This is a genomic window from Streptomyces sp. NBC_01520, from assembly GCF_045040375.1.
GTDB lineage: Bacteria > Actinomycetota > Actinomycetes > Streptomycetales > Streptomycetaceae > Streptomyces.
In genome coordinates this window covers 3,523,188-3,548,203 of sequence record NZ_CP109404.1, presented here as the reverse complement: position 1 = coordinate 3,548,203, position 25,016 = coordinate 3,523,188, and the positions used below count along the sequence as shown (strand labels likewise).

At 67.8% G+C, this 25,016-nt stretch carries 20 protein-coding genes and 3 rRNA genes; 18 read left to right on the top strand and 5 right to left on the bottom strand.

Annotation, left to right across the window (positions count from 1 at the left end):
• Positions 1-4: 4 nt before the first annotated feature.
• Complete coding sequence (locus OG524_RS15965; protein ID WP_405812465.1) at positions 5-2,161, bottom strand: protein kinase domain-containing protein; 2,157 nt, start codon at positions 2,159-2,161, stop codon at positions 5-7.
• Positions 2,162-2,284: 123 nt separating this feature from the next.
• Between OG524_RS15965 and OG524_RS15960 the strand changes: the two genes are divergently transcribed.
• The 5 genes from OG524_RS15960 to proC all read left to right on the top strand — a co-directional run bounded on the left by OG524_RS15960 (position 2,285) and on the right by proC (position 6,300).
• Positions 2,285-2,611 carry an SH3 domain-containing protein gene (locus tag OG524_RS15960; protein WP_405390153.1) on the top strand — a complete coding sequence of 109 codons (327 nt, stop codon included), beginning with the start codon at positions 2,285-2,287 and terminating at the stop codon, positions 2,609-2,611.
• A gap of 33 nt (positions 2,612-2,644) precedes the next feature.
• Positions 2,645-3,193: a hypothetical protein gene (locus OG524_RS15955; protein WP_405810736.1), complete on the top strand. Its 549-nt coding sequence runs from the start codon at positions 2,645-2,647 to the stop codon at positions 3,191-3,193.
• Positions 3,194-3,877: 684 nt separating this feature from the next.
• Positions 3,878-4,663 (top strand): ABC transporter ATP-binding protein, encoded by a 786-nt coding sequence (locus tag OG524_RS15950; RefSeq protein ID WP_405390155.1) that lies wholly within the window; start codon positions 3,878-3,880, stop codon positions 4,661-4,663.
• Positions 4,660-5,433, top strand: coding sequence for an ABC transporter permease (locus OG524_RS15945; RefSeq protein WP_405810734.1), 774 nt, complete (start codon positions 4,660-4,662; stop codon positions 5,431-5,433). Before OG524_RS15950 ends, OG524_RS15945 begins: the two co-directional genes overlap by 4 nt.
• A gap of 15 nt (positions 5,434-5,448) precedes the next feature.
• The gene (gene proC / locus OG524_RS15940; RefSeq protein ID WP_405390157.1) at positions 5,449-6,300 is read left to right on the top strand and encodes a pyrroline-5-carboxylate reductase; all 852 of its coding nucleotides are present in this window, start codon (positions 5,449-5,451) and stop codon (positions 6,298-6,300) included.
• A 13-nt stretch (positions 6,301-6,313) separates the two neighbouring features.
• Here the strand turns inward: proC and OG524_RS15935 are convergent, their stop codons facing one another.
• Positions 6,314-6,904 carry a cysteine hydrolase family protein gene (locus OG524_RS15935; protein ID WP_405390158.1) on the bottom strand — a complete coding sequence of 197 codons (591 nt, stop codon included), beginning with the start codon at positions 6,902-6,904 and terminating at the stop codon, positions 6,314-6,316.
• Positions 6,905-6,978: 74 nt separating this feature from the next.
• On the opposite strand from OG524_RS15935, the gene OG524_RS15930 reads away from it, so the two are divergent.
• The 12 genes from OG524_RS15930 (at position 6,979) to OG524_RS15875 (ending at position 20,671) form a co-directional block, all read left to right on the top strand.
• The gene (locus OG524_RS15930) at positions 6,979-7,974 is read left to right on the top strand and encodes a GlxA family transcriptional regulator (RefSeq protein WP_405390159.1); all 996 of its coding nucleotides are present in this window, start codon (positions 6,979-6,981) and stop codon (positions 7,972-7,974) included.
• A gap of 646 nt (positions 7,975-8,620) precedes the next feature.
• Positions 8,621-10,146 (top strand): 16S ribosomal RNA (locus tag OG524_RS15925).
• A 299-nt stretch (positions 10,147-10,445) separates the two neighbouring features.
• Positions 10,446-13,571 (top strand): 23S ribosomal RNA (locus tag OG524_RS15920).
• A gap of 79 nt (positions 13,572-13,650) precedes the next feature.
• Positions 13,651-13,767: ribosomal RNA gene (gene rrf, locus OG524_RS15915) — 5S ribosomal RNA — on the top strand.
• Together the 16S, 23S and 5S rRNA genes form the textbook arrangement of a ribosomal RNA operon.
• 72 nt (positions 13,768-13,839) lie before the next feature.
• A complete protein-coding gene (locus OG524_RS15910) occupies positions 13,840-14,487 on the top strand; it encodes an HAD family hydrolase (RefSeq protein WP_405390160.1) in 648 nt (215 codons plus the stop codon).
• A 42-nt stretch (positions 14,488-14,529) separates the two neighbouring features.
• On the top strand, positions 14,530-15,750 hold the full coding sequence (locus tag OG524_RS15905) for an MFS transporter (RefSeq protein WP_405390161.1): 1,221 nt from the start codon (positions 14,530-14,532) through the stop codon (positions 15,748-15,750).
• Positions 15,719-16,891 (top strand): acetoin utilization protein AcuC, encoded by a 1,173-nt coding sequence (locus OG524_RS15900; RefSeq protein WP_405810730.1) that lies wholly within the window; start codon positions 15,719-15,721, stop codon positions 16,889-16,891. Before OG524_RS15905 ends, OG524_RS15900 begins: the two co-directional genes overlap by 32 nt.
• Before the next feature lie 75 nt (positions 16,892-16,966).
• Positions 16,967-17,782: a phosphatase gene (locus OG524_RS15895; RefSeq protein WP_405390163.1), complete on the top strand. Its 816-nt coding sequence runs from the start codon at positions 16,967-16,969 to the stop codon at positions 17,780-17,782.
• 128 nt (positions 17,783-17,910) lie between these two features.
• On the top strand, positions 17,911-18,123 hold the full coding sequence (locus tag OG524_RS15890) for a helix-turn-helix domain-containing protein (RefSeq protein ID WP_014046653.1): 213 nt from the start codon (positions 17,911-17,913) through the stop codon (positions 18,121-18,123).
• Between the two features lie 111 nt (positions 18,124-18,234).
• Positions 18,235-18,333, top strand: coding sequence for a 30S ribosomal protein bS22 (locus OG524_RS15885; RefSeq protein ID WP_003948845.1), 99 nt, complete (start codon positions 18,235-18,237; stop codon positions 18,331-18,333).
• 189 nt (positions 18,334-18,522) lie between these two features.
• Positions 18,523-19,605: an NAD-dependent epimerase/dehydratase family protein gene (locus OG524_RS15880; protein WP_405810728.1), complete on the top strand. Its 1,083-nt coding sequence runs from the start codon at positions 18,523-18,525 to the stop codon at positions 19,603-19,605.
• Positions 19,606-19,621: 16 nt separating this feature from the next.
• Positions 19,622-20,671 (top strand): lysophospholipid acyltransferase family protein, encoded by a 1,050-nt coding sequence (locus OG524_RS15875; RefSeq protein WP_405390165.1) that lies wholly within the window; start codon positions 19,622-19,624, stop codon positions 20,669-20,671.
• Between the two features lie 73 nt (positions 20,672-20,744).
• Here the strand turns inward: OG524_RS15875 and OG524_RS15870 are convergent, their stop codons facing one another.
• The 3 genes from OG524_RS15870 to OG524_RS15860 form a co-directional block, all read right to left on the bottom strand.
• Positions 20,745-21,941 (bottom strand): DUF5667 domain-containing protein, encoded by a 1,197-nt coding sequence (locus OG524_RS15870; RefSeq protein ID WP_405810726.1) that lies wholly within the window; start codon positions 21,939-21,941, stop codon positions 20,745-20,747.
• Between the two features lie 229 nt (positions 21,942-22,170).
• Positions 22,171-22,947 (bottom strand): ECF subfamily RNA polymerase sigma factor, BldN family, encoded by a 777-nt coding sequence (locus OG524_RS15865; protein ID WP_405390167.1) that lies wholly within the window; start codon positions 22,945-22,947, stop codon positions 22,171-22,173.
• A 458-nt stretch (positions 22,948-23,405) separates the two neighbouring features.
• A complete protein-coding gene (locus tag OG524_RS15860; RefSeq protein ID WP_405390168.1) occupies positions 23,406-24,368 on the bottom strand; it encodes an HAD family hydrolase in 963 nt (320 codons plus the stop codon).
• Positions 24,369-24,484: 116 nt separating this feature from the next.
• On the opposite strand from OG524_RS15860, the gene OG524_RS15855 reads away from it, so the two are divergent.
• Entirely contained in the window at positions 24,485-24,760 is a 276-nt protein-coding gene (locus OG524_RS15855; RefSeq protein ID WP_405390169.1) for a glutaredoxin family protein, read from the top strand.
• The last annotated feature ends 256 nt before the right edge of the window (positions 24,761-25,016 follow it).

Genomic DNA, 25,016 nt, shown 5'->3' with positions numbered 1-25,016 from the left:
TCACTCACCAGCGGGCGGGGTCGTCCGCGTCCACGGCGAAGACGGACCCGTCCGGGGCCGTTCCGACGACGCTCCGGCCGAGGACCACGGGAGCGGGCAGGGCGGAGGCGTGGCTGAGCTTCCCCGCCTTCAGCCGCGGACGCGTCTGGCCGAGCAGCGTCCCGTTCTCCGTGTCGACGGCCAGCAGCCGCCCGTCGGCCGCCGAGAAGTACAGGCGGTTCCCCGCCCCGAGGACCGGCGCGGAGGTCAGGCCCACGGCCGTCTCCAGCCGCCAGCGTTCGGCCTTCGCGGCGCCCGGACGGACATCGACGGCCAGCAGCGCACCACCGCGTTCCAGCAGGTAGGCGGTGCCCGAGGCCACCACGACCTCCGGCCCGTTCATCCGGAAGGGCAGCCGTAGGGGCGTCGCGCTCCGCAGCACCGGGTCGTAGCGGACCAGCCCGGTGGTCTGGGCGTTCGCGTCCATCGAGGTCAGCAGGAGCGCCCCGCCGGCGGTTCCGGCCGGGGTGAGTATCCCGTCCAGCCGGCGCTGCCATGCCGTGCCGCCGGTCCGGGCCGCGACCGCCGTGACGAGGGTGGTGGTCCCGTTCGCGGAGTGCTCGAAGGCGTAGGCGAGCCCCGTCCCGCCGTCGTACAGCGCGTAGCCGGGCTGCCGGTGACCGGGGACGGCGTGCCGCCAGCGCGACGTACCGGTCTCCGCGTCGAGCCCCTGCGCGGTGCCGTCCCGCCCGACCATCAGCAGCGTTTCACCTGCGGGGAAGGGGACGTCCAGATACGCGGTGAGGCTTCTCTTCCACAGCGGTGCGGCCCGGCCCGGGGCGTACGCCCGGAGCGTGCCGCCCGGCTCGGCGGTGTGCACCCTGCCGTCGGGCGTCGCCCCCAACTCGGGGGCCTCCGGCGAGGTGTCCGGGTGCGACCAGACCACCCGGCCGTCCGACGGATCCAGCCGTGCCGTGCCGAACCCGGCCGCCACGCAGTACAGCGCCGTACCTCCCGGGGCGCACGACGGCGTCGAACCATTCGGCGACCGCAGTGCCGTCTGCCAGGGGCCGAAGGCCGCCCGCGGCTCCTTCTTGCCGACGGGGCCCGGATCCGGTGCCCCGGAGCCGGCGAAGGCCCCGGCCGCCCACACACATCCGGCGACCAGCGCGAGGACCGCCGCGGCGACCGCGAGCCGGCGCACCGTACGCCGCCGGCCGCCCCCGGTCCCGGACGGCAGCCCGTCCGCCACCCGCACGTGCGTCGTCCCGTCCGCCGCGTCGCCGGCCACCGAGGGCTCGACGACAGCCGACGCGACCGGCCGCCGCTGCGCCGGGATGAACGCGGTCGCCTCGTACGACGGTGGGTGCAGCGCCGCCATGATCTCGTCCGGGGTGGGACGTGCCGCCGGGTCCTTCGCCAGGCAGCGCGCGACCAGCGGCGCGAGCCCCTCGGGCACCCCGGTCAGATCGGCCTCGTCGTGCACCACCTGGTAGGCCACGATGTACGGGCTGTCCGAGTCGAAGGGCCCCCGGCCGGTCGCCGCGTGGACCAGCACCGCGCCCAGCGCGAAGACGTCCGCGGCGGGCCCGACCTCCCGGGGCCGCTGGAACTGCTCCGGTGCCATGTAGGGCGGCGAGCCGATCAGCTTGCCCGTCTCGGTGCGCAGATCGCTGTCGTACGGCCGGGATATCCCGAAGTCGATGACCTTGGGCCCGGAGTCGGGAAGCAGCACGTTGCTCGGCTTGAGATCCCGGTGGATGACACCGGCCCGGTGGATGTCCCGCAGCGCCTCTGCGAGGCCGGCCGTCAGCCTGCGCAGCTCGGCGGGGCTCATCGGCCCGTTCCGCTTCACCTGCGCGGACAGCGTCGGACCGGGCACGTACAGGGTGGCCATCCAAGGCAGCGCTGCGGTCGGATCGGCGTCCACGACCGGTGCGGTGAACGCGCCGCTGACCCGCCGGGCAGCCGCCACCTCCTGCCGGAAACGCGCCCTGAACTCAGGGTCCGCCGCATGCTGACGGTGCACCACCTTGACCGCGAGCTGCAGCCCGGAGGGCGACCGGGCCAGGTGCACCACACCCATGCCGCCCGCTCCGAGACATGCCTCCAGCCGGTACTGCCCTGCGTACTCAGGATGCTCCGCTTCCGGATGTGATCCGGTCCCTCGCAGCGGCGGCATCGCCCACCCCCGTGTGTTCGTGCGCAAGCGCGACGCACGGAGCCTAGTCGATGGTGCGTGCGAGGAGCGTGGGGCTTGTTAGCCTGCGCGTCGTACGCATCGCTTTCAACGGGGGAGGCCCACATGGGCGTTGGAGAGAACACCGCCACGACGGACGGCACGGCGGCGGAGGACCAGGGGGTGACGGCACTCGCGGCGGACGTCGCCCTGTATCCGATCGCTCCCGGATACCGCGTCAACGTCCGCAAGGGACCGGGCACGAAGTACGGGATCGTCCGGACGCTGCCGTACGGGATGAGCGTCCCGGTCTACTGCCAGAAGCCGGGGGAGTGGATCGCCGGTCCTTACGGCACGTCGAACCTCTGGGACAACATCGCCAGCGGTGAGTTCGTGTCCGACGCCTATGTCCACACGGGCAGTGACGGGTACATCGCCCCGCGCTGCGACTGACCCGTACGGTGCCCGCCCGGGGATAATCGATTCGTGAGCGAGAACAGCGAATCATCCGGCACGTCCCTCGGCAGCACATCGCCCGGCGGCACCGCGCCGGGGCCGCAGCCCGAACCCCTCCGTTTCTTCGGTACGACCTGGGTCGACCACGACGGGGGCTACGGGCTGCGGCGCGCCGGGGTCAGCGTCGGCTCGCTCGCGGCGGCCGTGGCCGCGTGCCTGGTGTTCCGCTTCGCCTACCAGGGCCTGGAGATCGCCGAGGTCGGCAGCCTCGTCGGCATGCTCGTCGTGCTGATGTTCGCGATCTGCAGCGCCATCGCGTTCCGCAGGACATGGGAGGGGTTTCGCCGCCGGCCCTCGGATCCGTCCCGCGAGGACAGCCTGCGGGGCCTGAAGTCGATCGGCTTCATCGGTTCGCTCCTCGCCTACTTCTTCCGCTCCCTGATCGAGGCGCCGGGCGAGAAGCTGCGGCGCACGGAGTACGAGGCCGCCCTCGCCCGGTACGTGAAGCGCCGCTCGACCCGCACCGGCAACCCGGCGGCCCGCAAGGGCGGCAAGGGGAAGCGCCCCGGGCGCAGATAGCACCGCCGCAGGTCGGCACGGTACCGGCTCCCTGAGCCTGCCGTGCCGACCGTGCCTGCCGTGCCGACCGTGCCTGCCGTGCCGACCGTGCCTGCCGTGCCGACCGTGCCTGCCGTGCCGACCGTGCCTGCCGTGCCGACCGTGCCTGCCGTGCCGACCGTGCCTGCCGTGCCGACCGTGCCTGCCGTGCCGACCGTGCCTGCCGTGCCGACCGTGCCTGCCGTGCCGACCCGCGCCGACCGCGCCTCCTGTGCCTCGGCCGCCCGGTGCGGCGTACGCGTGGTCGGTGTGCCGCAGCCCGGCCGGCTCCAGGCCCACCCACCGGTCGTACGGCGGGACGCCCAGGGCGTCCAGCGGCTCTGGCAGGCGCAGGACCGTGGCGTTGCCCGCCACCCGTACCCACTGGCCTCCGCCACCTCCACTCCCAGCACCACGGCCGCACGGCGATGTCCGAACGGGAGTGAGCCCGTACCCCGGCGTGCACGAGCACGCCCGTCGGCGCCGCCACCGGAATCACTCCGCGCTTCGTCGGCAGGGTGGCGACCGACAGCAGCCGTACCCCGTGCGGGACGGGCCCGCCGCCTTGGTCCTGGCCCCCGTTGTCCATTCCGCTCACGCCCCGGGCCGGGCGCGGAATCACCGATCCCTTGACGAGGGACCTCCGGCAGGATCAATATTCATCACATGATGAATTCCCAAGGCGCTCCACCGGCAAGGGCCGTCGAGGCCCGCGCCCTCACCGTCGTACGCGGCGACCGCACCGTCCTGCACGGCCTCGACCTCACCGTCGGGACGGGCAGGATCACCGGCCTGCTCGGCCCCTCCGGCTGCGGCAAGTCCACGCTCATGCGGGCCGTCGTCGGCACCCAGGCCAAGGTCGGCGGAACCCTCGACGTCCTCGGCCTCCCCGCGGGCCACCCGGCCCTGCGCCCCCGCGTCGGCTACGTCACCCAGGCCCCGTCGGTCTACTCCGACCTCACCGTCCGCCAGAACCTCGACTACTTCGCGGCCGTGCTCCGGCCAGGCCGCGCCCACCGCGAGGAGCGGGGGGACACCGTCACCCGCGCCATCCAGGACGTCGACCTCGCGGGCCGCGCCGACGCCCTCGCCGGAAACCTCTCCGGCGGCCAGCTCAGCCGCGTCTCGCTCGCCGTCGCCCTGCTCGGCACACCGGAACTCCTCGTACTCGACGAGCCGACCGTCGGTCTCGACCCCGTCCTGCGCCGTGACCTGTGGAACCTCTTCCACACTCTCGCCGCCGAGCGAGGCACCACGATCCTCGTCTCCTCCCACGTCATGGACGAGGCCGAGCGCTGCCACCAGTTGCTGCTCATGCGCGAAGGAGTCGTCCTCGCGGCCGACACCCCCGATGCCCTGCGCACCCGCACCGGATCGGCCACCGTCGAGGAGGCCTTCCTCCACCTCGTCGACGAGGCAGCCGCCACCAGCCGCCGGGAGGCGACCCGATGAACACCGCAGCCACCACGCCGGCCCCACGCCCCTTGAGCCCCGCCCGCACCATGGGCACCGCTGCCCGTGTCCTGCGCCAGCTCCGCCACGACCCCCGCACCATCGCGCTGCTGCTGGTCGTCCCGGTCCTGATGATCACGCTCCTGCGCTACGTGTTCGACGCCGACCCACGGACCTTCGACGCCATCGGCGCCTCACTGCTCGGCATCTTCCCGCTGATCACGATGTTCCTGGTGACCTCGATCGCCACTCTCCGCGAACGCACCTCGGGCACCCTCGAACGCCTGCTCGCCATGCCTCTCGGCAAGGGCGACCTGATCGCCGGGTACGCGCTCGCCTTCGGCACCGTCGCGGTCGCCCAGTCCGTCCTGGCCACCGCACTCTCCGTATGGGTGCTCGGCCTGGACGTCGTCGGATCACCCTGGCTGCTGCTCCTGGTCGCCCTGCTCGACGCTCTGCTCGGCACGGCACTCGGACTGTTCGTCTCGGCCTTCGCCGCCTCCGAATTCCAGGCGGTGCAGTTCATGCCGGCCGTGATCTTCCCGCAACTGCTGCTGTGCGGACTGTTCACCCCGCGCGACCAGATGCACCCCGTCCTCGAAGCCGTCTCCAACGTCATGCCGATGTCGTACGCCGTCGACGGGATGAACCAGGTCCTCACCCACACGGACATCACCGCCGACTTCTACCGCGACATCCTGATCGTCGCGGGCTGCGCCCTGCTCGTCCTCTGCCTCGGCGCCGCCACCCTCCGCCGCCGCACCACCTGACGGCGCGGTGCGAGGATGGCGCCAACGACGCGTACCGCCACCCGGAGGGTGAACCGCATGACCCAGACAGTCGCAGTCCTCGGTACAGGAAAGATCGGCGAGGCCCTGCTCAGCGGCATGATCCGGGCCGGCTGGCGCGCCCAGGACCTGCTCGTGACGACCCGCCGTTCCGAACGCGCCGAGGAGCTCCGCACCCGCTACGGCGTCGAGTCCGTCACCAACGCCGAGGCGGCCAGGAGCGCGGACATCCTCATCCTCGCGGTCAAGCCCCAGGACATGGGCAAGCTCCTCGACGAACTCGCTCCGCACGTCACCGCCGACCGGCTCGTCATCAGCGCCGCCGCCGGCATCCCGACCGCGTTCATCGAGGAGCGCCTCGCCGAGGGCACCCCCGTCGTCCGCGTCATGCCGAACACGCCCGTCGTCGTGGACGAGGGAATGTCCGTCATCTCCGCGGGCAGCCACGCCACCCCCGAACACCTCGGTCACGCCGAGACGATCTTCGGCGGCGTCGGCAAGACCCTCCGCGTCCCGGAGTCGCAGCAGGACGCGGCCACCGCGCTCTCCGGCTCCGGGCCCGCGTACTTCTACTTCCTCGTCGAGGCCATGACGGACGCGGGCATCCTGCTCGGCCTGCCCCGCGCCCAGGCCCACGACCTGATCGTCCAGGCCGCCATCGGCGCGGCGATCATGCTCCGGGACAGCGGCGAACACCCCGTCAAGCTCCGCGAGGCCGTCACCAGCCCGGCCGGCACGACCATCAGCGCCATCCGCGAGCTGGAGAACCACGGCGTACGCGCCGCGCTCATCGCCGCCCTCGAAGCGGCCCGCGACCGCAGCCGCGAGCTGGCCTCCGGCAACGGCTGACCGTCCCGCCGTCTCACCGCCGCTCCACCGCGGCGACCAGCTCCGCACTGCGCACCACGCTCGCGAACCCACCGCCGTGCAACGTCACGGCGGTGGCCCGCGCCACTTCGTCCGCGCTCAGCCGCCAGCCCCACGGGCCCTCCTGGTCGAAGGTGTACGTCGCGTCGAACGCGAAGAACACCTCGTACCCGAGATTCCCGCCCATGCGCGCCGTCGTCTCCGCGCACATATTGGTCTGGATCCCGGCCACCACGATCTGCCGTACACCGGCCTCCTTGAGCCAGGCGTCCAGATCGGGCGTTCCGTAGAAGGCGGAGTTCACCGACTTCGTCAGGAACAGCTCCGGGCCGCGGCCCTTTCCGCGCCGCTCCTCGACGTACTCCTTGAAGCCGTTCCCCGAATATCCCGCACGCAGGGGTGAATCCGGCTTGAGCGAGTCGTGCCGGACGAATACGACGGGCCGGCCGCCCGCCTGCCAGGCGTCGATGAGCCCGGCGATGTTCCGATCGGCGTCCGCGTTGTTCCGCGGCCCCCAGTAGGCGTCCTCCTCGAATCCCTGCTGTACGTCCACGACGACCAGTGCTGCGTTCTCCGCGATCTCCATGCCCCTCAGCCTCCCTCCCGGGACGGCTGTGTCCCATAGGCCGGAAAGTCATCGACCGATGCTTTACTGCCACCATGACCGTGTCGCCGCACAGCAGCCCGTCCCGCATAGCCCTGGTCGCGTTCCCCGGGGTCCGCGCGTTCGACGTCTCGGTCATCACGGAGGTCTGGGGAGTGGATCGCACCGACCGGGACGTCCCCGCCTTCGACCTGCGGCGCACCGCCGCCGATCCCGCACCCATTCCGCTTCGCGGCGGACTGTCACTCACCCCGGACCGCACACTCGCCTGGCTGTCACGCGCCGACCTCATCGTGGTCCCGGGCCTCGACGACCATCTGACGCCCGCCCCGGAACCGGTACTCGAAGCCCTACGCCGCGCCCACCGCCGCGGTACTCCGCTCGCCGCGCTCTGCGGGGGCGCCTTCACCCTGGCCCAGGCGGGACTCCTGGACGGCCGCCGCGCCGTCACCCACTGGAATCTCACCGAGCTCCTCAGCACCCACCATCCCCGGGTGACCGTGGTGCCCGACGCCCTCTTCCTCCAGGACGACAACATCTGGACCTCGGCGGGTACGGCGGCCGGCATCGATCTCTGCCTCCACCTCGTGCGTACGGCGCACGGCGCGGAGACGGCGGCGACGATCGCCCGCTCGATGGTGACGGCTCCGTTCCGTACCGGGACCCAGGCCCAGTTCATCGAGCACCCCACCCCGCAGTCCGACCGGGATGCGGACACCCTCGCGGCGGTACGCGCCCACGCGCTGGCCCATCTGGCGGAACCGCACACGGTGGCCGGCCTCGCCGCCCGCGCGGGCATGTCGGCGCGGACCTTCGCACGCCATTTCCAGGCCACCACGGGGACGACGCCACTGCGCTGGCTGATCGCCCGGCGCATCGCCGCAGCCCAGAAGCTCCTGGAGCGGACCGACCTGCCCCTCCCGGAGGTAGCCCGGCGCACGGGCTTCGGCAGCGAGATCACCATGCGCCAGCACTTCGCCGCACACCTCGCTACCAGCCCGCGCGACTACCGGCTGGCGTTCCACGACGCAGGCGGGCAGGCCGGAGGTTGACAGCGCCCGCACGCGTCCGTAGTGTGCTCCGAGTTGTCCGACGTGAGTGCCGATCTCGGTCGGTCCCCGGACAGCCATTCCGCAGTAACCACTCGAAACGCGCGACATCGGTCGCATGTTTTTCTGTGCGCATGTGCGAAATGAGGAATCAGCGTTCGAAGGACCCCGATTAGCGTCGGGGCTGGGGATTCCGCTAAAGTCTCACTCGTCGGAACGGCCCAACAACCGGGAAGACGAACCCCCGCTGACTGGGAATCAGGCCCGAAAGGATCTGATAGAGTCGGACTCGCCGGAAAGGGAAACGTGAAAGCGAAGAACTGGAAAGCGAAACCCGCTTCGACCGGGAATCGGACAGGAAAGAGTCTGATAGAGTCGGAAACGCAAGAACGAAGGGAAGCGCCCGGAGGGCCCCGGTGAAACGGGACCGAAGGAAGCGTCCGTTCCTTGAGAACTCAACAGCGTGCCAAAAGTCAACGCCAGATATGTTGATACCCCGGCCTGCTTCGGCAGGTTGGTGGTTCCTTTGAAAAGTCCTGCCGGTCCTTCGGGTCTGGTAGGCAACAACAGTGAGGACGCTGTGAACGACCGGTCTTATTCCGACCTGGTCGTTCCGCTCTCGTGTTGTGATCCCGATTACGGGAAAACATTCACGGAGAGTTTGATCCTGGCTCAGGACGAACGCTGGCGGCGTGCTTAACACATGCAAGTCGAACGATGAAGCCTTTCGGGGTGGATTAGTGGCGAACGGGTGAGTAACACGTGGGCAATCTGCCCTTCACTCTGGGACAAGCCCTGGAAACGGGGTCTAATACCGGATAACACTCTGTCCCTCATGGGGTGGAGTTAAAAGCTCCGGCGGTGAAGGATGAGCCCGCGGCCTATCAGCTTGTTGGTGGGGTAATGGCCTACCAAGGCGACGACGGGTAGCCGGCCTGAGAGGGCGACCGGCCACACTGGGACTGAGACACGGCCCAGACTCCTACGGGAGGCAGCAGTGGGGAATATTGCACAATGGGCGAAAGCCTGATGCAGCGACGCCGCGTGAGGGATGACGGCCTTCGGGTTGTAAACCTCTTTCAGCAGGGAAGAAGCGAAAGTGACGGTACCTGCAGAAGAAGCGCCGGCTAACTACGTGCCAGCAGCCGCGGTAATACGTAGGGCGCAAGCGTTGTCCGGAATTATTGGGCGTAAAGAGCTCGTAGGCGGCTTGTCGCGTCGGATGTGAAAGCTCGGGGCTTAACCCCGAGTCTGCATTCGATACGGGCTAGCTAGAGTGTGGTAGGGGAGATCGGAATTCCTGGTGTAGCGGTGAAATGCGCAGATATCAGGAGGAACACCGGTGGCGAAGGCGGATCTCTGGGCCATTACTGACGCTGAGGAGCGAAAGCGTGGGGAGCGAACAGGATTAGATACCCTGGTAGTCCACGCCGTAAACGTTGGGAACTAGGTGTTGGCGACATTCCACGTCGTCGGTGCCGCAGCTAACGCATTAAGTTCCCCGCCTGGGGAGTACGGCCGCAAGGCTAAAACTCAAAGGAATTGACGGGGGCCCGCACAAGCAGCGGAGCATGTGGCTTAATTCGACGCAACGCGAAGAACCTTACCAAGGCTTGACATATACCGGAAAGCATCAGAGATGGTGCCCCCCTTGTGGTCGGTATACAGGTGGTGCATGGCTGTCGTCAGCTCGTGTCGTGAGATGTTGGGTTAAGTCCCGCAACGAGCGCAACCCTTGTTCTGTGTTGCCAGCATGCCCTTCGGGGTGATGGGGACTCACAGGAGACTGCCGGGGTCAACTCGGAGGAAGGTGGGGACGACGTCAAGTCATCATGCCCCTTATGTCTTGGGCTGCACACGTGCTACAATGGCCGGTACAATGAGCTGCGATGCCGCGAGGCGGAGCGAATCTCAAAAAGCCGGTCTCAGTTCGGATTGGGGTCTGCAACTCGACCCCATGAAGTCGGAGTTGCTAGTAATCGCAGATCAGCATTGCTGCGGTGAATACGTTCCCGGGCCTTGTACACACCGCCCGTCACGTCACGAAAGTCGGTAACACCCGAAGCCGGTGGCCCAACCCCTTGTGGGAGGGAGCTGTCGAAGGTGGGACTGGCGATTGGGACGAAGTCGTAACAAGGTAGCCGTACCGGAAGGTGCGGCTGGATCACCTCCTTTCTAAGGAGCATCTAGATTCCGCAAGGAGTCCAGAGACCATTACGTCGGCAAATGTTCGACGGTGGTTGCTCATGGGTGGAACGTTGACTATTCGGCACGACAGGTTGTTTTCGTGAGTACTGCTTCGGCGTGGAAAGTGAAGGGGATCGGTCGGGTCGGGCACGCTGTTGGGTATCTGAAGGTGCGGGCTTTTTTAGTCTGGATCTTCGGTTGCCGGCCCCAGTGCACTCACCTGTAAGGGTGGGGTGATGGGTGGCTGGTCGTTGTTTGAGAACTGCACAGTGGACGCGAGCATCTGTGGCCAAGTTTTTAAGGGCGCACGGTGGATGCCTTGGCACCAGGAACCGATGAAGGACGTGGGAGGCCACGATAGTCCCCGGGGAGCTGTCAACCAAGCTTTGATCCGGGGGTTTCCGAATGGGGAAACCCGGCAGTCGTCATGGGCTGTCACCCGCTGCTGAACACATAGGCAGTGTGGAGGGAACGCGGGGAAGTGAAACATCTCAGTACCCGCAGGAAGAGAAAACAACCGTGATTCCGGGAGTAGTGGCGAGCGAAACTGGATGAGGCCAAACCGTATGTGTGTGATACCCGGCAGGGGTTGCGCATACGGGGTTGTGGGATCTCTCTTTCATAGTCTGCCGGCTGTGAGACGAGTCAGAAACCGTTGGTGTAGGCGAAGGACATGCGAAAGGTCCGGCGTAGAGGGTAAGACCCCCGTAGCTGAAACATCAACGGCTCGTTTGAGAGACACCCAAGTAGCACGGGGCCCGAGAAATCCCGTGTGAATCTGGCGGGACCACCCGCTAAGCCTAAATATTCCCTGGTGACCGATAGCGGATAGTACCGTGAGGGAATGGTGAAAAGTACCGCGGGAGCGGAGTGAAATAGTACCTGAAACCGTGTGCCTACAAGCCGTGGGAGCGTCGCTGTATGTGCTTGCATATGCAGTCGTGACTGCGTGCCTTTTGAAGAATGAGCCTGCGAGTTAGCGGTGTGTAGCGAGGTTAACCCGTGTGGGGAAGCCGTAGCGAAAGCGAGTCCGAATAGGGCGATTGAGTTGCACGCTCTAGACCCGAAGCGGAGTGATCTAGCCATGGGCAGGTTGAAGCGGAGGTAAGACTTCGTGGAGGACCGAACCCACCAGGGTTGAAAACCTGGGGGATGACCTGTGGTTAGGGGTGAAAGGCCAATCAAACTCCGTGATAGCTGGTTCTCCCCGAAATGCATTTAGGTGCAGCGTCGTGTGTTTCTTGCCGGAGGTAGAGCACTGGATAGGCGATGGGCCCTACCGGGTTACTGACCTTAGCCAAACTCCGAATGCCGGTAAGTGAGAGCACGGCAGTGAGACTGTGGGGGATAAGCTCCATGGTCGAGAGGGAAACAGCCCAGAGCATCGACTAAGGCCCCTAAGCGTACGCTAAGTGGGAAAGGATGTGGAGTCGCAGAGACAACCAGGAGGTTGGCTTAGAAGCAGCCACCCTTGAAAGAGTGCGTAATAGCTCACTGGTCAAGTGATTCCGCGCCGACAATGTAGCGGGGCTCAAGCGTACCGCCGAAGTCGTGTCATTCATACACATATCCCCAACGGGAGTATGGATGGGTAGGGGAGCGTCGTGTGCCGGGTGAAGCAGCCGCGGAAGCGAGTTGTGGACGGTTCACGAGTGAGAATGCAGGCATGAGTAGCGATACACACGTGAGAAACGTGTGCGCCGATTGACTAAGGGTTCCTGGGTCAAGCTGATCTGCCCAGGGTAAGTCGGGACCTAAGGCGAGGCCGACAGGCGTAGTCGATGGACAACCGGTTGATATTCCGGTACCCGCTTTGAAACGCCCAATACTGAATCAGGCGATGCTAAGTCCGTGAAGCCGGCCCGATCTCTTCGGAGTTGAGGGTAGTGGTGGAGCCGATGAACCAGACTTGTATTAGGTAAGCGATGGGGTGACGCAGGAAGGTAGTCCAGCCCGGGCGGTGGTAGTTCCCGGGGTAAGGGTGTAGGCCGTGTGGTAGGTAAATCCGTCACACGTTAAGGCTGAGACCTGATGCCGAGCCGATTGTGGTGAAGTGGATGATCCTATGCTGTCGAGAAAAGCCTCTAGCGAGTTTCATGGCGGCCCGTACCCTAAACCGACTCAGGTAGTCAGGTAGAGAATACCGAGGCGTTCGGGTGAACTATGGTTAAGGAACTCGGCAAAATGCCCCCGTAACTTCGGGAGAAGGGGGGCCATCACTGGTGATTGGATTTACTCCATGAGCTGGGGGTGGCCGCAGAGACCAGCGAGAAGCGACTGTTTACTAAAAACACAGGTCCGTGCGAAGCCGTAAGGCGATGTATACGGACTGACGCCTGCCCGGTGCTGGAACGTTAAGGGGACCGGTTAGTGCACTTTCGGGTGTGCGAAGCTGAGAACTTAAGCGCCAGTAAACGGCGGTGGTAACTATAACCATCCTAAGGTAGCGAAATTCCTTGTCGGGTAAGTTCCGACCTGCACGAATGGCGTAACGACTTCTCGACTGTCTCAACCATAGGCCCGGTGAAATTGCACTACGAGTAAAGATGCTCGTTTCGCGCAGCAGGACGGAAAGACCCCGGGACCTTTACTATAGTTTGATATTGGTGTTCGGTTCGGCTTGTGTAGGATAGGTGGGAGACTTTGAAGCGGCCACGCCAGTGGTTGTGGAGTCGTCGTTGAAATACCACTCTGGTCGTGCTGGATGTCTAACCTGGGTCCGTGATCCGGATCAGGGACAGTGTCTGATGGGTAGTTTAACTGGGGCGGTTGCCTCCTAAAGAGTAACGGAGGCGCCCAAAGGTTCCCTCAGCCTGGTTGGCAATCAGGTGTTGAGTGTAAGTGCACAAGGGAGCTTGACTGTGAGACCGACGGGTCGAGCAGGGACGAAAGTCGGGACTAGTGATCCGGCAGTGGCTTGTGGAAGCGCTGTCGCTCAACGGATAAAAGGTACCCCGGGGATAACAGGCTGATCTTCCCCAAGAGTCCATATCGACGGGATGGTTTGGCACCTCGATGTCGGCTCGTCGCATCCTGGGGCTGGAGTCGGTCCCAAGGGTTGGGCTGTTCGCCCATTAAAGCGGTACGCGAGCTGGGTTTAGAACGTCGTGAGACAGTTCGGTCCCTATCCGCTGTGCGCGTAGGAATATTGAGAAGGGCTGTCCCTAGTACGAGAGGACCGGGACGGACGAACCTCTGGTGTGCCAGTTGTCCTGCCAAGGGCATGGCTGGTTGGCTACGTTCGGAAAGGATAACCGCTGAAAGCATCTAAGCGGGAAGCCTGCTTCGAGATGAGTATTCCCACCACCTTGAGTGGTTAAGGCTCCCAGTAGACGACTGGGTTGATAGGCCAGATGTGGAAGCCCGGTAACGGGTGGAGCTGACTGGTACTAATAGGCCGAGGGCTTGTCCTCAGTTGCTCGCGTCCACTGTGTTAGTTCTGAAATAACGAACGGCTGTGTTTATGTCCGGTGTTGGTTAATTTCATAGTGTTTCGGTGGTCATTGCGTTAGGGAAACGCCCGGTTACATTCCGAACCCGGAAGCTAAGCCTTTCAGCGCCGATGGTACTGCAGGGGGGACCCTGTGGGAGAGTAGGACGCCGCCGAACAATTATTCCGGGAAAGCCCCGTGCCCTTGTGGCACGGGGCTTTTCTGCGTTCTGAGCGTCTAGGGTCGGACCATGCGCTACGAACTGGTCATCTTCGACAACGATGGTGTGCTCGTCGACAGTGAGCCGATCTCCAACACCGTCCTCGCCGGCTACCTCACCGAGCTCGGCCACCCCACCTCGTACGAGGAGTCCCTCCGCGACTACATGGGGGCAGCCGTCCACCGCATCCACGACCTCGTGGAGGAGCGGACCGGCCAGAAACTCCCCGCGGACTTCGACGAGGAGCTCCACCGGCGGACCCTCACAGCGTTCCAGCAGGAGCAACTGGCCGCGGTGGAAGGGGTGGACGAGCTGCTGGGCGAGCTCGTCGCCGACGGGATCGCGTACTGCGTGGCCTCGTCCGGAAGCCACCAGAAGATCGCGGCCGGGCACCGGAACACCGGGCTCGACCAGTGGTTCGAGGAGGAATGGATCTTCAGCTCCGAGGACGTCGGGCGGGGAAAGCCGGCCCCGGACCTGTTCCTCCACGCCGCCGAACGGATGGGCGTCGCCCCCGAACGGTGTGTCGTCATCGAGGACAGCCCGCTCGGCGTCGAAGCGGCCCGCGCCGCCGGGATGGACGTGTACGGATTCACCTCGATGATGCCGGCGGACCGGCTCACCGGCGTCACCGGGCACTTCTCCGACATGTCGCAGCTCCCCAAACTGCTGGCCTGATCGATCTACCCAGGGGTAGCTCCTGGCTCTACGCTCGCGGCCATGACGGATGCGCGGTTGCGGTACGGCAGAGCCTCACTGGCCCTCAGCTTCCTGGTGCAAGGGGTGACCTTCGCCCTGCTCGTGACGCGCATCCCCGCCATTCAGGACCGGTACGGGATATCCGACGGGCTGCTGCCCGCCTTCCTGGCCGCTGTGCCTGTCCTGGCGGGGGTCGCCAGTGTGGCCACCGAGAAGGTGGTCGCGCGGGTGCGGCCCGGGACGGTGCTCCGGTGGGCGCAGCCCGTAGTGCTGCTGGCGCTGCTCGGTGTCGGCGCGGGCAGCGAGGTGTGGCAGGTCGCTCTCGCGCTCGGTGCCTTCGGCCTGGGCGTCGGTGCGCTGGACGCCTCCATGAACATGATGGGCGTCAGCCTGCAGCGGGCCTACGGCCGCAGCATCATGCTCGGGTTCCACGCCGCGTTCAGCCTGGGCGGTATCGCCGGGGCGTCGCTGGCCTGGGCGGGAGCGCACTGGGACCTGTCGCTGTTCGTGTCCTATCTGCCGGTCGTGGCCGTCCTGCTGCCCGTGGCCCTCGTCGGGAGCCGGTGGTACGCGGACGGGAGGACCGGGGCCGGTGCGACGGCGAAGGCCGGCGGGGAAGGCACGGCGCCCGGCACCGGTGCGTCCGTGCCGTTCAAGCTGCTGATGCCGCTCTGCCTGGTGATGGCGTTCGCCTATATAGGGGACTCGACGGTCTCGAACTGGAGCGCGAAGTATCTGCAGGACGTGCTGGGCGGGTCGGAGCAGCTGGCGACCGTTCCGTACAACGTCTACATGGTGACCACCCTGCTGGGGCGGGCCGTCGGGGACCTCGGGGTGCGGAGGTTCGGGGCGGTGGCCGTCGTGCGGGGCGGGAGTGTGCTGGCCGCGGCTGGCTTCGGGGTGGTGGCCGCGGCGCCGGGGGCCTGGTGGGGGATGCTCGGGTTCACCCTGCTGGGGCTGGGGCTCTGTGTGATCGTGCCGCAGACGTTCGCCGCCGCCGGCCGGATGTTCCCCGGGGCGAGCGATGTGGCCGTGGCCCGGCTGAACGTCTTCAACTACGTGGGGTTCCTCGTCGGGTCGCCGCTCGTGGGGGCGCTCGGGGACGCCTGGAGCTACCGGGGCGCGATGCTCGTCCCGATGGTGCTTGTTCTTGCGACGCTGGTGTGCGCCCGGTCGTTCGGCCCGGAGCCCGCCCGATACGGTGTCGGGCATGAGCGGGCGCGCGCGGCTGATGTGGGATGACGCAGTAACGGGATACGACTTCGGAGCCAGTCATCCCATGGACCCGGTCAGGCTTGCCCTGACGATGGGGCTGGTGCGGGCCTTCGGGCTCGACGGGGCGGTGGACGTACGGTCGGCGAAGGCCGCCGGGCAGTCCACGCTGCGGCTGGTGCACCGGGAGGACTACGTGGCGGCCGTAAGGGCCGCGTCCGCGGACCCCCGGGCCGCCGACCAGGCGTACGGCATCGGGACCGTCGACGATCCCGCGTTCGCCGGCATGCACGAGGCGTCCGCGCTCATCGCGGGGCTGTCCGTGGGGGCCGCCGAGGCCGTGTGGCGCGGGGAGGCCGCGCACGCCGTGAACTTCACCGGCGGGCTGCACCACGCGATGCCCGGAGGCGCCGCCGGCTTCTGCGTCTACAACGACCCGGCGCTCGCCATCGCCCGGCTCCTGGAGCTGGGGGCCGAGCGCGTCGCGTACGTCGATGTGGACGTGCACCACGGGGACGGGGTGCAGGCGGCGTTCTGGGAGGACCCACGGGTGCTGACCGTGTCGCTGCACGAGCATCCGCGCACCCTGTTCCCGCAGACCGGATGGCCCGAGGAGACCGGTGCCGGTGCCGGCGAGGGCAGTGCGGTGAACGTGGCGCTGCCGGCCGGTACGGGGGACGCGGGGTGGCTGCGGGCGTTCCACGCCGTGGTCCCGGAGCTCCTGGCCGACTTCCGGCCGCAGGTGCTGGTCACGCAGCACGGGGCCGATACCCACTTCGAGGACCCGCTGGCCCATCTCGCTGTGTCGCTGGACGCGCAGCGGGCGGTCATGGCGTCGTGCCACGAGCTCGCCCACGAGTACGTGGAGGGCGGTCGGTGGGTGGCGCTGGGCGGCGGCGGTTACGCGGTGGTCGACGTGGTGCCGCGCTCCTGGACTCATCTGGTGGGGATCGCGGCCCACGCACCGGTGGCCCCGGAGTCGGTGGTCCCGTCGTCGTGGCGGGACGAGGTCTACGCCCGGACACGGCAGTTGGGCCCGGCACGGATGACGGACGGACGTACGCCGTCGTGGAAGTCGTGGGAGGGCGGGTACGACCCGGCGGACCGGCTGGACCAGGCGGTGCTGGCGGCCAGGCGGGCGGCGTTCCCGCTGCGGGGGCTGCTGGCCTGAGCGAGGGTTACGCCAACGGTGGGCGAAATCCGGGTTCCGGTCCCAGGACGGTCCCGGTGCGGGAGCATCGGGAGGGTGTTGAGCACCGGAGCGCTGCGCGCTCATCTGCTGGCGGCCCGGCTGGCCGGACCCGTGGCCACACCGCGGGAGACCAGCCTGCGGAGTTACCGGCTCTTCGCCGCGAGAGATCCGCGCGTGCTGCTGGGCCTCGACCCCGAACAGCCCTGGGGGGAGCGTGATCTGCTGCGCCTGATGGCTGACAAATGCGGGGTGTCGGACGATCCTGGTCATGTGTCAGGTCCGGATGTGATCGATCCGGAGCGAACCCTGGCAGGTCTGTGCGCGTTCGCGGAACGCCTCGCGGGTGCCGCCGAAAGAAGGGCTCCGGTTCTGTTCGGGACCGGTCATCCGCATCGGCTGCTCGGGTTCTACGCCGGGCTGGCAGACGCCATGTCGGCGGCCGGGTGCGCGGTGCTCACCCCCGCGCAGGGCCGATGTGTCGACATAACGACCCGGTTCGGCGTACGTACGTACCATCTCGACTACGTACGACGGGTCGCGCTGGTGCGCGAACCGGGCGTGCGGGCTCCCGGGAGTGAGCCCGGCGCGCACACCCACTCGCCGCTGCCGGTTCGGGCTGTTCTGGAGGGGGCCGCAGAGGCCGGAGGGGTGCTGCCGGAGCTGGTGATCGGGGACCACGGATGGGTCTGCGGGGCAGGTCAGCTGGGCATCGAGGCCATCGGCCTGGCCGACACGGACGATCCCGCGCTGTTCGTGGGCGAGGCCGAGGGGCTGGTGTCCGTCGCCGTTCCGCTTGATGACGCGGTGCGGTCCGATCACTACCGGCCGCTTACTCGGTATGTACTCAATCGGGCGTGTCTGTCACAGTAGGCGGCCGATCGTCTCACCTCTTCCCCACTCGCATCACCCGCCCCTAATCTGGGGAGTGAGCGCACAACGACGAAGAGTCACCGGAGGGGAAGCCGGTGCGCGTCTCGTGCGGAAGGTACAGGTGGGTCATGGCTGCTGGCAGCGAGAGGCCTCTCAACGAGGTCAAATTTCTGACCGTGGCGGAAGTCGCCTCGGTCATGAGGGTGTCGAAGATGACCGTGTACCGCTTGGTGCACAGTGGTCATCTGCCGGCGATCAGGGTGGGAAGGTCCTTCCGGGTCCCGGAGCAAGCGGTTCACGAGTATCTCCGCGAGTCCTTCGTGGGGGTGGAGTCGGCCTGACGTTTGCCCTCGGATTACGCCCCTCACCCAGTGGCGGGTAGGCTAGGCCGACGTAGGTCGTGTGGGCCCAGACGCCCCGCACCAGTGAAGAAGAAGTGAGCGAGGGTAGTCGTGGGCTCTGTCATTAAGAAGCGGCGCAAGCGGATGGCCAAGAAGAAGCACCGCAAGCTGCTCAAGCGCACGCGCGTTCAGCGTCGCAACAAGAAGTAGGCGAACGCAGTTCGTGCATCCGAAGCCCTCCCGCCAGACCCGGCGGGAGGGCTTCGGTGTGTCCGGCTTCGCCCTTTCCGGCCATCGGTTCGGTAAAGCACGCCATGGGGTCATCACAGGGCAACATCCAGGGACTACGGTGACGGCCAGGGGAAGACCCCGCTCGACGAACGACGGAAGGCGCTGATCTTGGGAAAGATCGTGCTCGTCACAGGCGCGGCCCGGCAGCTCGGCGGTCGCTTCGTGCGCCGCGTCCAGCGCGATCCCGGTGTCGACCGGGTGATCGCCGTCGACGCGGTCGCGCCCGCCCACCAGCTGGGGGACGCCGTCTTCGTGCCGGCGGACATCAGGCAGCCCGCGATCGCCAGGGTCCTCGCCGAGCACTCCGTCGACACGGTCGTCCACCTGGACGTCTCCGGCAAGGCGCTCGGCGCCGGCGGCCGGACGACGGTCAAGGAGACCAACGTCATCGGCACGATGCAACTGCTCGGCGCCTGCCAGAAGTCCCCGACCGTCCAGCGGCTCGTGATCAAGTCCAGTACGAGCGTGTACGGCTCCGCGCCCCGCGACCCCGCGGTCTTCACCGAGACGACCCCGCCCAAGTCCCTGCCCAGCGGCGGCTTCGCCAAGGACGCGGTGGAGGTCGAGGGGTACGTACGCGGCTTCGCGCGCCGCAGGCCGGACGTGGCCGTGTGCGTGCTGCGGTTCGCGAACATCCTGGGCCCGGAGCCCGATTCGCCGCTCGCCGACTACCTGTCCCTGCCGGTCCTGCCGACGGTCTTCGGCTACGACCCCAGACTGCAGTTCGTCCACGAGGACGACGTCGTCGACGTCCTGGAGATCGCCGCCAGGGAACCGCGGCGAGGCACGCTGAACAGCGGCACCTTCAACATCGCGGGAGACGGCGTCCTGCTGCTCTCGCAGTGCTCGCGGAGGCTGGGCCGGCCGACCGTCCCGGTGCTGCTGCCCGCCGTCACCTGGGTGGGCTCGGCCCTCCGTACGATCGGCATGACCGACTTCTCGCCGGAACAGATCCGGCTGCTCACCCACGGCAGGGTCGTCTCGACCGTGCAGATGCGCGAGACACTGGGATTCCGGCCGCAGTTCACCACGGCCGAGACCTTCGAGGAGTTCGTGAAGGCGAGAGGGCCGGGGCTGCTGCCGCCGGAGACCGTGAGCCGGGCGATCGGCCGGGTGGCGGAACTGCCGCTCGCCGGGGGCCCCGGCCGTGGCCGGACCGGTACGACACATACGACTGACGGCGCCAGGTAGAGGAGCGCGACCGACGATGGCGGACGCCAAGGTGATCCCGTTCGACGACGACCGTCCGCGCTCCGGCGCGGCGCGGCGCAGAGGCGTGCTGCCGGGCGGCGGCCGGGGCCAGGTGCCCGCAGCGGCCGGCAAGGCGCCCGTGAGCGCCCTCCCGGGCGGGCAGGTGCCCCTGGAGGCGGCCCAGGAGGCCACGCCGCCCCAGGAGCCGCAGGAGGATTCCGGGGGCGGTGGCTGGGACCGGAGGATCGCGGGCGGGCTCGCGTTCCTGCGGCGCCGGGTCACGGGCGACTACGACGTCGACGAGTTCGGCTACGACAAGGAGCTGACCGACCAGGTCCTCATGTCGCTGCTGCGCCCGCTCGCGGACAAGTACTTCCGGGTCGAGGTGAAGGGCATCGAGAACATCCCGTCCGACGGCGGGGCGCTCATCGTCGCCAACCACTCCGGGACCCTCCCGCTCGACGGGCTGATGCTCCAGGTCGCGGTGCACGACAACCACCCGGCCGAGCGCCATCTGCGGCTGCTCGCGGCCGATCTGGTCTTCATGCTCCCGGTGGTCAACGAGCTGGCCAGGAAGGCCGGACACACACTGGCGTGCGCCGAGGACGCCGAGCGGCTGTTGCAGCGCGGCGAGGTCGTCGGCGTGATGCCGGAGGGCTTCAAGGGCATCGGCAAGCCGTTCGGCGAGCGGTACAAACTGCAGCGCTTCGGGCGGGGCGGGTTCGTGTCGACGGCGCTGCGGGCCGGGGTGCCGATCGTGCCGTGCTCGATCGTGGGCGCCGAGGAGATCTACCCGATGATCGGCAACTCGAAGACACTGGCGCGGGTCCTGGGCATCCCGTACTTCCCGATCACGCCGACGTTCCCGTGGCTGGGCCCGCTGGGCGCGGTGCCGCTCCCGACGAAGTGGACCATCCAGTTCGGGGAGCCGATCCCGACGGACGGGTACCCGCCGGAGGCGGCGGAGGACCCGATGCTGATGTTCAACCTGACGGACCAGGTGCGGGAGCAGATCCAGCACACGCTGTACAAGCTGCTGGTGCAGCGCCGGTCGGTCTTCTTCTGACCCTCTGAGCCCCGATCAGGCACGTGAAGAGGGGGCCGTCCGAACACGACGGCCCCCTCTTCACGTGCTTCGGCTACGGCTCCACGTCCTCGCTGTCGATGCCGAGGCCGGGAAGCAGCCCGGGAAGCAGCGGAGGCAGGGTCACGTCCGGCGCCGGGGACACGCCCGGGGTGCCGCCGCCCGGGGCGGACGGCGTGGTGCCGTTCGTCGGGAGGCCGTCCAGCAGGCCGTCCGTACCGCCGCCGAGGAGGCCGTCGGCCGTGCTGCTGGACGATGACGGCTCCGGCGAGGTGCTGTCGTCCGGGCCGGAGCCCGGAGCCTGCGACGCCGAGGGCGCCGCCTCGTCCGTACCGGAAGGGCCGTTGTCCTCGTGGGCGGAGCGGGACCGCTTCGCGTCCCCGCCGGTGCCCGGGGTGCGGGGGAACAGGGACTGCAGCGGGGCGACCTCCTGGTCCATGGCGTCGAAGACGGAACTGACCTTGTCACCGATGTCGGTCAGCTGGACGGGCAGCCGGTCCCGCAGGCTGCTCCAGCTCGCGCGGTGCGAGCGCGAGAAGGAGTCCAGAGTCCGGATCGGCCCCAGGGAGCCGTCCCGCTGATAGGCGGCGTGGAGCAGGCGGTGGCCCTCGGTGGCGTCGTGCGTCATGCCGTTGAGTGCGCGCCTGACCTCGCCGAGCGACTCGTGGTCGAGCTCGCCGGCGCGGTCCCGCTCCATCAGGCGACGGGCCTCGCTGAGCCGGGTCGACGCCTGGTCGAGGTAGACCTCGCCCCGGTCGGCATCGCCGTCGGCCATGCCGAGGTTGATGTCCTCCATGCCGCGCTTGAGCCCGTACAGGGAATCACCCGGCAGGGCGTCGGAACTGGCAGCGGCCACTCCGCCGAAGGCTCCCGCGGCCACACCGACCGTGAGTCCGCCCGCGGTGAGGCCCTTCGCCCAGCGGGAGCGTGGGCGCAATTTCCGGAGCGGGGAGGCCCGGTGGGCCCCCTTGCTCCGTTGTTCGGGCACCGTAGGGCCCGTGGACACACCGCCTTCGGCGAACAGGGTCTCCATGGCCGCGACGAGCTGCGCTCGTTGCACCACTTTGACCTCGGGATCCAATTGCGGCCTCGGTAGCTCACCGAGGCCGTTCGCCAGGGCCAACAGCGTTCCGTGGTCGGCCTGTTCGGCCGGTTCCTCGGGCTGTACGGCCGCCGCACCCTGGGGCGACTGCTCCTCCAGGGCCTGGGCGAAGGCGTTCGCCCGCCGGTGTGCCGAAACGTTTGCGATCACTGGCGGCACCTCCTCTCGTCATGACGGTCGACTCCCCTGAGGGTCCGGAAGGTTGCCCACCGGACGCGTTTCCACACGATCGAGCGAGTGTGAATGCGGTCAGGTGGGGCGACAGGGGGCCTGCATCCGGCACAACGAGTGGCGCGGCAGTTGGGTTACGGACGACCGATGATCCGACAGTGTGTCACGAACACGTCACGAACGGTGACATCGGTGGGCGGTGGGGGCGTCAGCGGGCGTCGTCGGGCAGGAGCCGGGCGAGCGTCCGGACGGCGCGGTACTGCAAGGTCTTGATCGCGCCCTCGTTCTTGCCCATGACGCGGGCGGTCTCGGCGACCGAGAGGCCCTGCAGGAATCTCAGGGTGACGCACTCCTGCTGTTGTGGATTGAGCCGGCGCACGGCCTGGAGGAGCGCGGCGTTGGAGAGGGACTCCAGGACGGAGTCCTCGGGACTGCGCGCGACCTCGTTGGCGTCGAGCATCTCGCCGGTGGTCACTTCCAGTCGGAAGCGACTGGACTTGAAGTGGTCGGCGACCAGATTCCGGGCGATGGTGACCAGCCAGGCGCCGAAGTCGCGGCCCTGCCAGGTGAAGGTGGAGATGCGGCGGAGCGCACGGAGGAAGGTCTCGCTGGTGAGGTCCTCCGCTGTCGCCTTCCCTCCCACGCGGTAGTAGATGTACCGGTACACGGTGTCGCTGTACTGGTCGTACAGGCGGCCGAAGGCCTCGGCCTCACCGGCTTGTGCGCGCTCGACGAGATCCATCATGCGCGCGCTGTCGCTGTCGGCTGTCGGCCGGCGAACGGCTGACGTGGTCGTGGCGCTGCGGCTGCTGCGTCTTCCGACCGCCGCGCCGCGTTCGGCCAGCGCATAGCAAGGGCCGGCAGGTACAGGGGTGGCAAATGCGGGTACGGCGTACGCGGTGGGGACGAAGCCGCGCAAGTGGTCGAGGACCGTTGCGCGCAGCGTAGCCAGGCCCGAGGTGTCAACCCCGACGTGTGGGTACACGGGACTCCCAGAGGCAGAGCTTCCATCACGTGCAGTTCGAAGACCGTCACTCGTGGTAGCGGGTAACGGGTTCCTGATGCGTCTGAGGAGAATAACGCTTCGTACAGGCGGTGCTACACCCAGTTGCTCAAATCACCGATTACGTCGCTTCCATAACCTCTAAGTGACGGTTCGGGTGGCATATCGTGATCGTTTATTGATCGAATTACTTCGTGATCTGCCTGCAGGGGCGACGGGTTGTGCTCGCCGGTACGCAACGCGACTGGCCGGAGCGATGGGTGGCCGCGGCGGCCGGGCCGTCCCGATCGGCGGTACGTCCTCGGGCGTGGCCCGGGAGGTGTCCGGCCCCTCCGGGCTGGGGGCGTACGGGCCGGAGCGGGTGGTGGACGCGCGCGTCGGGCGGCACGGCACACGGCTGCCCGACGCGCCGGGGAGGCCCGTGCGGGGTCGCCGCGGGGTCAGCGGCGGCGGCGGTGGAGGGCGACCGCCGCGGCGGTGCCGCCGGCCAGAGCCCCGACTCCGGCCGCGGCCGGGATGCCGACCTTGGCCGCCTTGCGGCCGGTGCGGTAGTCGCGCAGCCGCCAGTCCAGGGCGCGGGCGTGCTTGCGCAGCTTGGTGTCCGGGTTGATCGCGTACGGGTGGCCGACCAGGGACAGCATCGGGATGTCGTTGTGCGAGTCGCTGTACGCCGCGCAGCGCTCCAGGTCGAGGCCCTCCGCCGCCGCCAGCGCGCGTACCGCCTCGGCCTTCGCCGGGCCGTGCAGGGGTTCGCCGACCAGGCGGCCGGTGTAGACGCCGTCGACCGACTCGGCGACCGTGCCCAGCGCGCCGGTCAGGCCCAGGCGTCGGGCGATGATCGTGGCGGTCTCCACCGGTGCGGCGGTGACCAGCCAGACCTTCTGGCCCGCGTCGAGGTGGGCCTGCGCCAGGGCGCGGGTGCCGGGCCAGATGCGGTCGGCCATGTACTCGTCGTAGATCTCCTCGCCGATGGACATCAGCTCGGAGACACGGTGGCCCTTGACGATGGACAGAGCGCTGTCGCGGGCGTCCTGCATGTGTTCGGGATCCTCGACACCGGCCAGCCGGAACCACGCCTGCTGCCAGGCGAACCGGGTCAGCTCGCGGCGCTGGAAGAACTTCCGCTTGTACAGGCCCCGGCCGAAGTGGAAGATCGCGGCGCCCTGCATCACGGTGTTGTCGAGGTCGAAGAAGGCGGCGGCCCGGTCGTCCCCCGCCACGGGGAACGCGGGCTCCCCGGCCTCCTCGGCCGCGGTCAGCAGCTCCGCGGCGTCGGCGGGAAGAGAGGACTCGTCGGCGGGAAGCGCCGACTTCCGCGCGGCCTCGGCGGCGGCCTCGCCTGCCAGCACGCTCCGTGCTGTCGCGGGGCGCCTACGGGGTGTGAGCCATCCAGGAGCGGCCATGCCGTAACCATAGCGATTCTGTTCGGCCGTTCCCGACCGGGCGGGATGCGTCGGTGTGAACTCTCCGGGACCGGCGTGTTAATCGGGTGACTCCGCGAGAGGCGCAGAATGAGGGTATGAGTGCCTTGCTGCGTCGTGCGAAGAAGAAGCCCGCCGACCGGGTGGTGACCCTCGTGGGGAAGCCCGGCTGCCACCTGTGCGACGACGCCAGGCAGGTGGTGCGCGCGGTCTGCGAGGAGGCCGGCGCGTCCTGGGTGGAGAAGGACATCACGCGGGACGAGGAGCTGTACAAGGAGTACTGGGAGCAGATCCCGGTGGTCCTGATCGATGACGAACAGCACACGTTCTGGCGGGTGGACCCGGCGAGGCTGCGTACGGCTCTGGGTACGTGAGGGGGCTTACTTGGTGAAACCCGGTTAACATCGTGGGCGTTTTGAGTGGTCTCGGGGGCGTGGACATGAGGAGAGTGTGCCGCTGTGCCCCTTTCGGGCCTGCAACGGGCCTATGCGGTCCCGGGTTCCGGGATCCCGCATGGAATATGCGTGACCCCGGTCACTTTGACCAGACAAAACGGACACTATCTTTGTGCACGCGTTCACAAAGACATAGCCTGCTGTCGACGGGGCGGTCCTTGGACATACGGCCGCC

What these genes read in the sequence shown, in the direction of transcription:
- OG524_RS15965 (WP_405812465.1), bottom strand. Translation starts at nt 2,161, where the DNA reads ATGCCGCCGCTGCGAGGGACCGGATCACATCCGGAAGCGGAGCATCCT.
- OG524_RS15960 (WP_405390153.1), top strand. Translation starts at nt 2,285, where the DNA reads ATGGGCGTTGGAGAGAACACCGCCACGACGGACGGCACGGCGGCGGAG.
- OG524_RS15950 (WP_405390155.1), top strand. Translation starts at nt 3,878, where the DNA reads ATGATGAATTCCCAAGGCGCTCCACCGGCAAGGGCCGTCGAGGCCCGC.
- OG524_RS15945 (WP_405810734.1), top strand. Translation starts at nt 4,660, where the DNA reads ATGAACACCGCAGCCACCACGCCGGCCCCACGCCCCTTGAGCCCCGCC.
- proC (WP_405390157.1), top strand. Translation starts at nt 5,449, where the DNA reads ATGGCGCCAACGACGCGTACCGCCACCCGGAGGGTGAACCGCATGACC.
- OG524_RS15935 (WP_405390158.1), bottom strand. Translation starts at nt 6,904, where the DNA reads ATGGAGATCGCGGAGAACGCAGCACTGGTCGTCGTGGACGTACAGCAG.
- OG524_RS15930 (WP_405390159.1), top strand. Translation starts at nt 6,979, where the DNA reads ATGACCGTGTCGCCGCACAGCAGCCCGTCCCGCATAGCCCTGGTCGCG.
- OG524_RS15910 (WP_405390160.1), top strand. Translation starts at nt 13,840, where the DNA reads ATGCGCTACGAACTGGTCATCTTCGACAACGATGGTGTGCTCGTCGAC.
- OG524_RS15905 (WP_405390161.1), top strand. Translation starts at nt 14,530, where the DNA reads ATGACGGATGCGCGGTTGCGGTACGGCAGAGCCTCACTGGCCCTCAGC.
- OG524_RS15900 (WP_405810730.1), top strand. Translation starts at nt 15,719, where the DNA reads ATGAGCGGGCGCGCGCGGCTGATGTGGGATGACGCAGTAACGGGATAC.
- OG524_RS15890 (WP_014046653.1), top strand. Translation starts at nt 17,911, where the DNA reads ATGGCTGCTGGCAGCGAGAGGCCTCTCAACGAGGTCAAATTTCTGACC.
- OG524_RS15875 (WP_405390165.1), top strand. Translation starts at nt 19,622, where the DNA reads ATGGCGGACGCCAAGGTGATCCCGTTCGACGACGACCGTCCGCGCTCC.
- OG524_RS15860 (WP_405390168.1), bottom strand. Translation starts at nt 24,368, where the DNA reads ATGGCCGCTCCTGGATGGCTCACACCCCGTAGGCGCCCCGCGACAGCA.
- OG524_RS15855 (WP_405390169.1), top strand. Translation starts at nt 24,485, where the DNA reads ATGAGTGCCTTGCTGCGTCGTGCGAAGAAGAAGCCCGCCGACCGGGTG.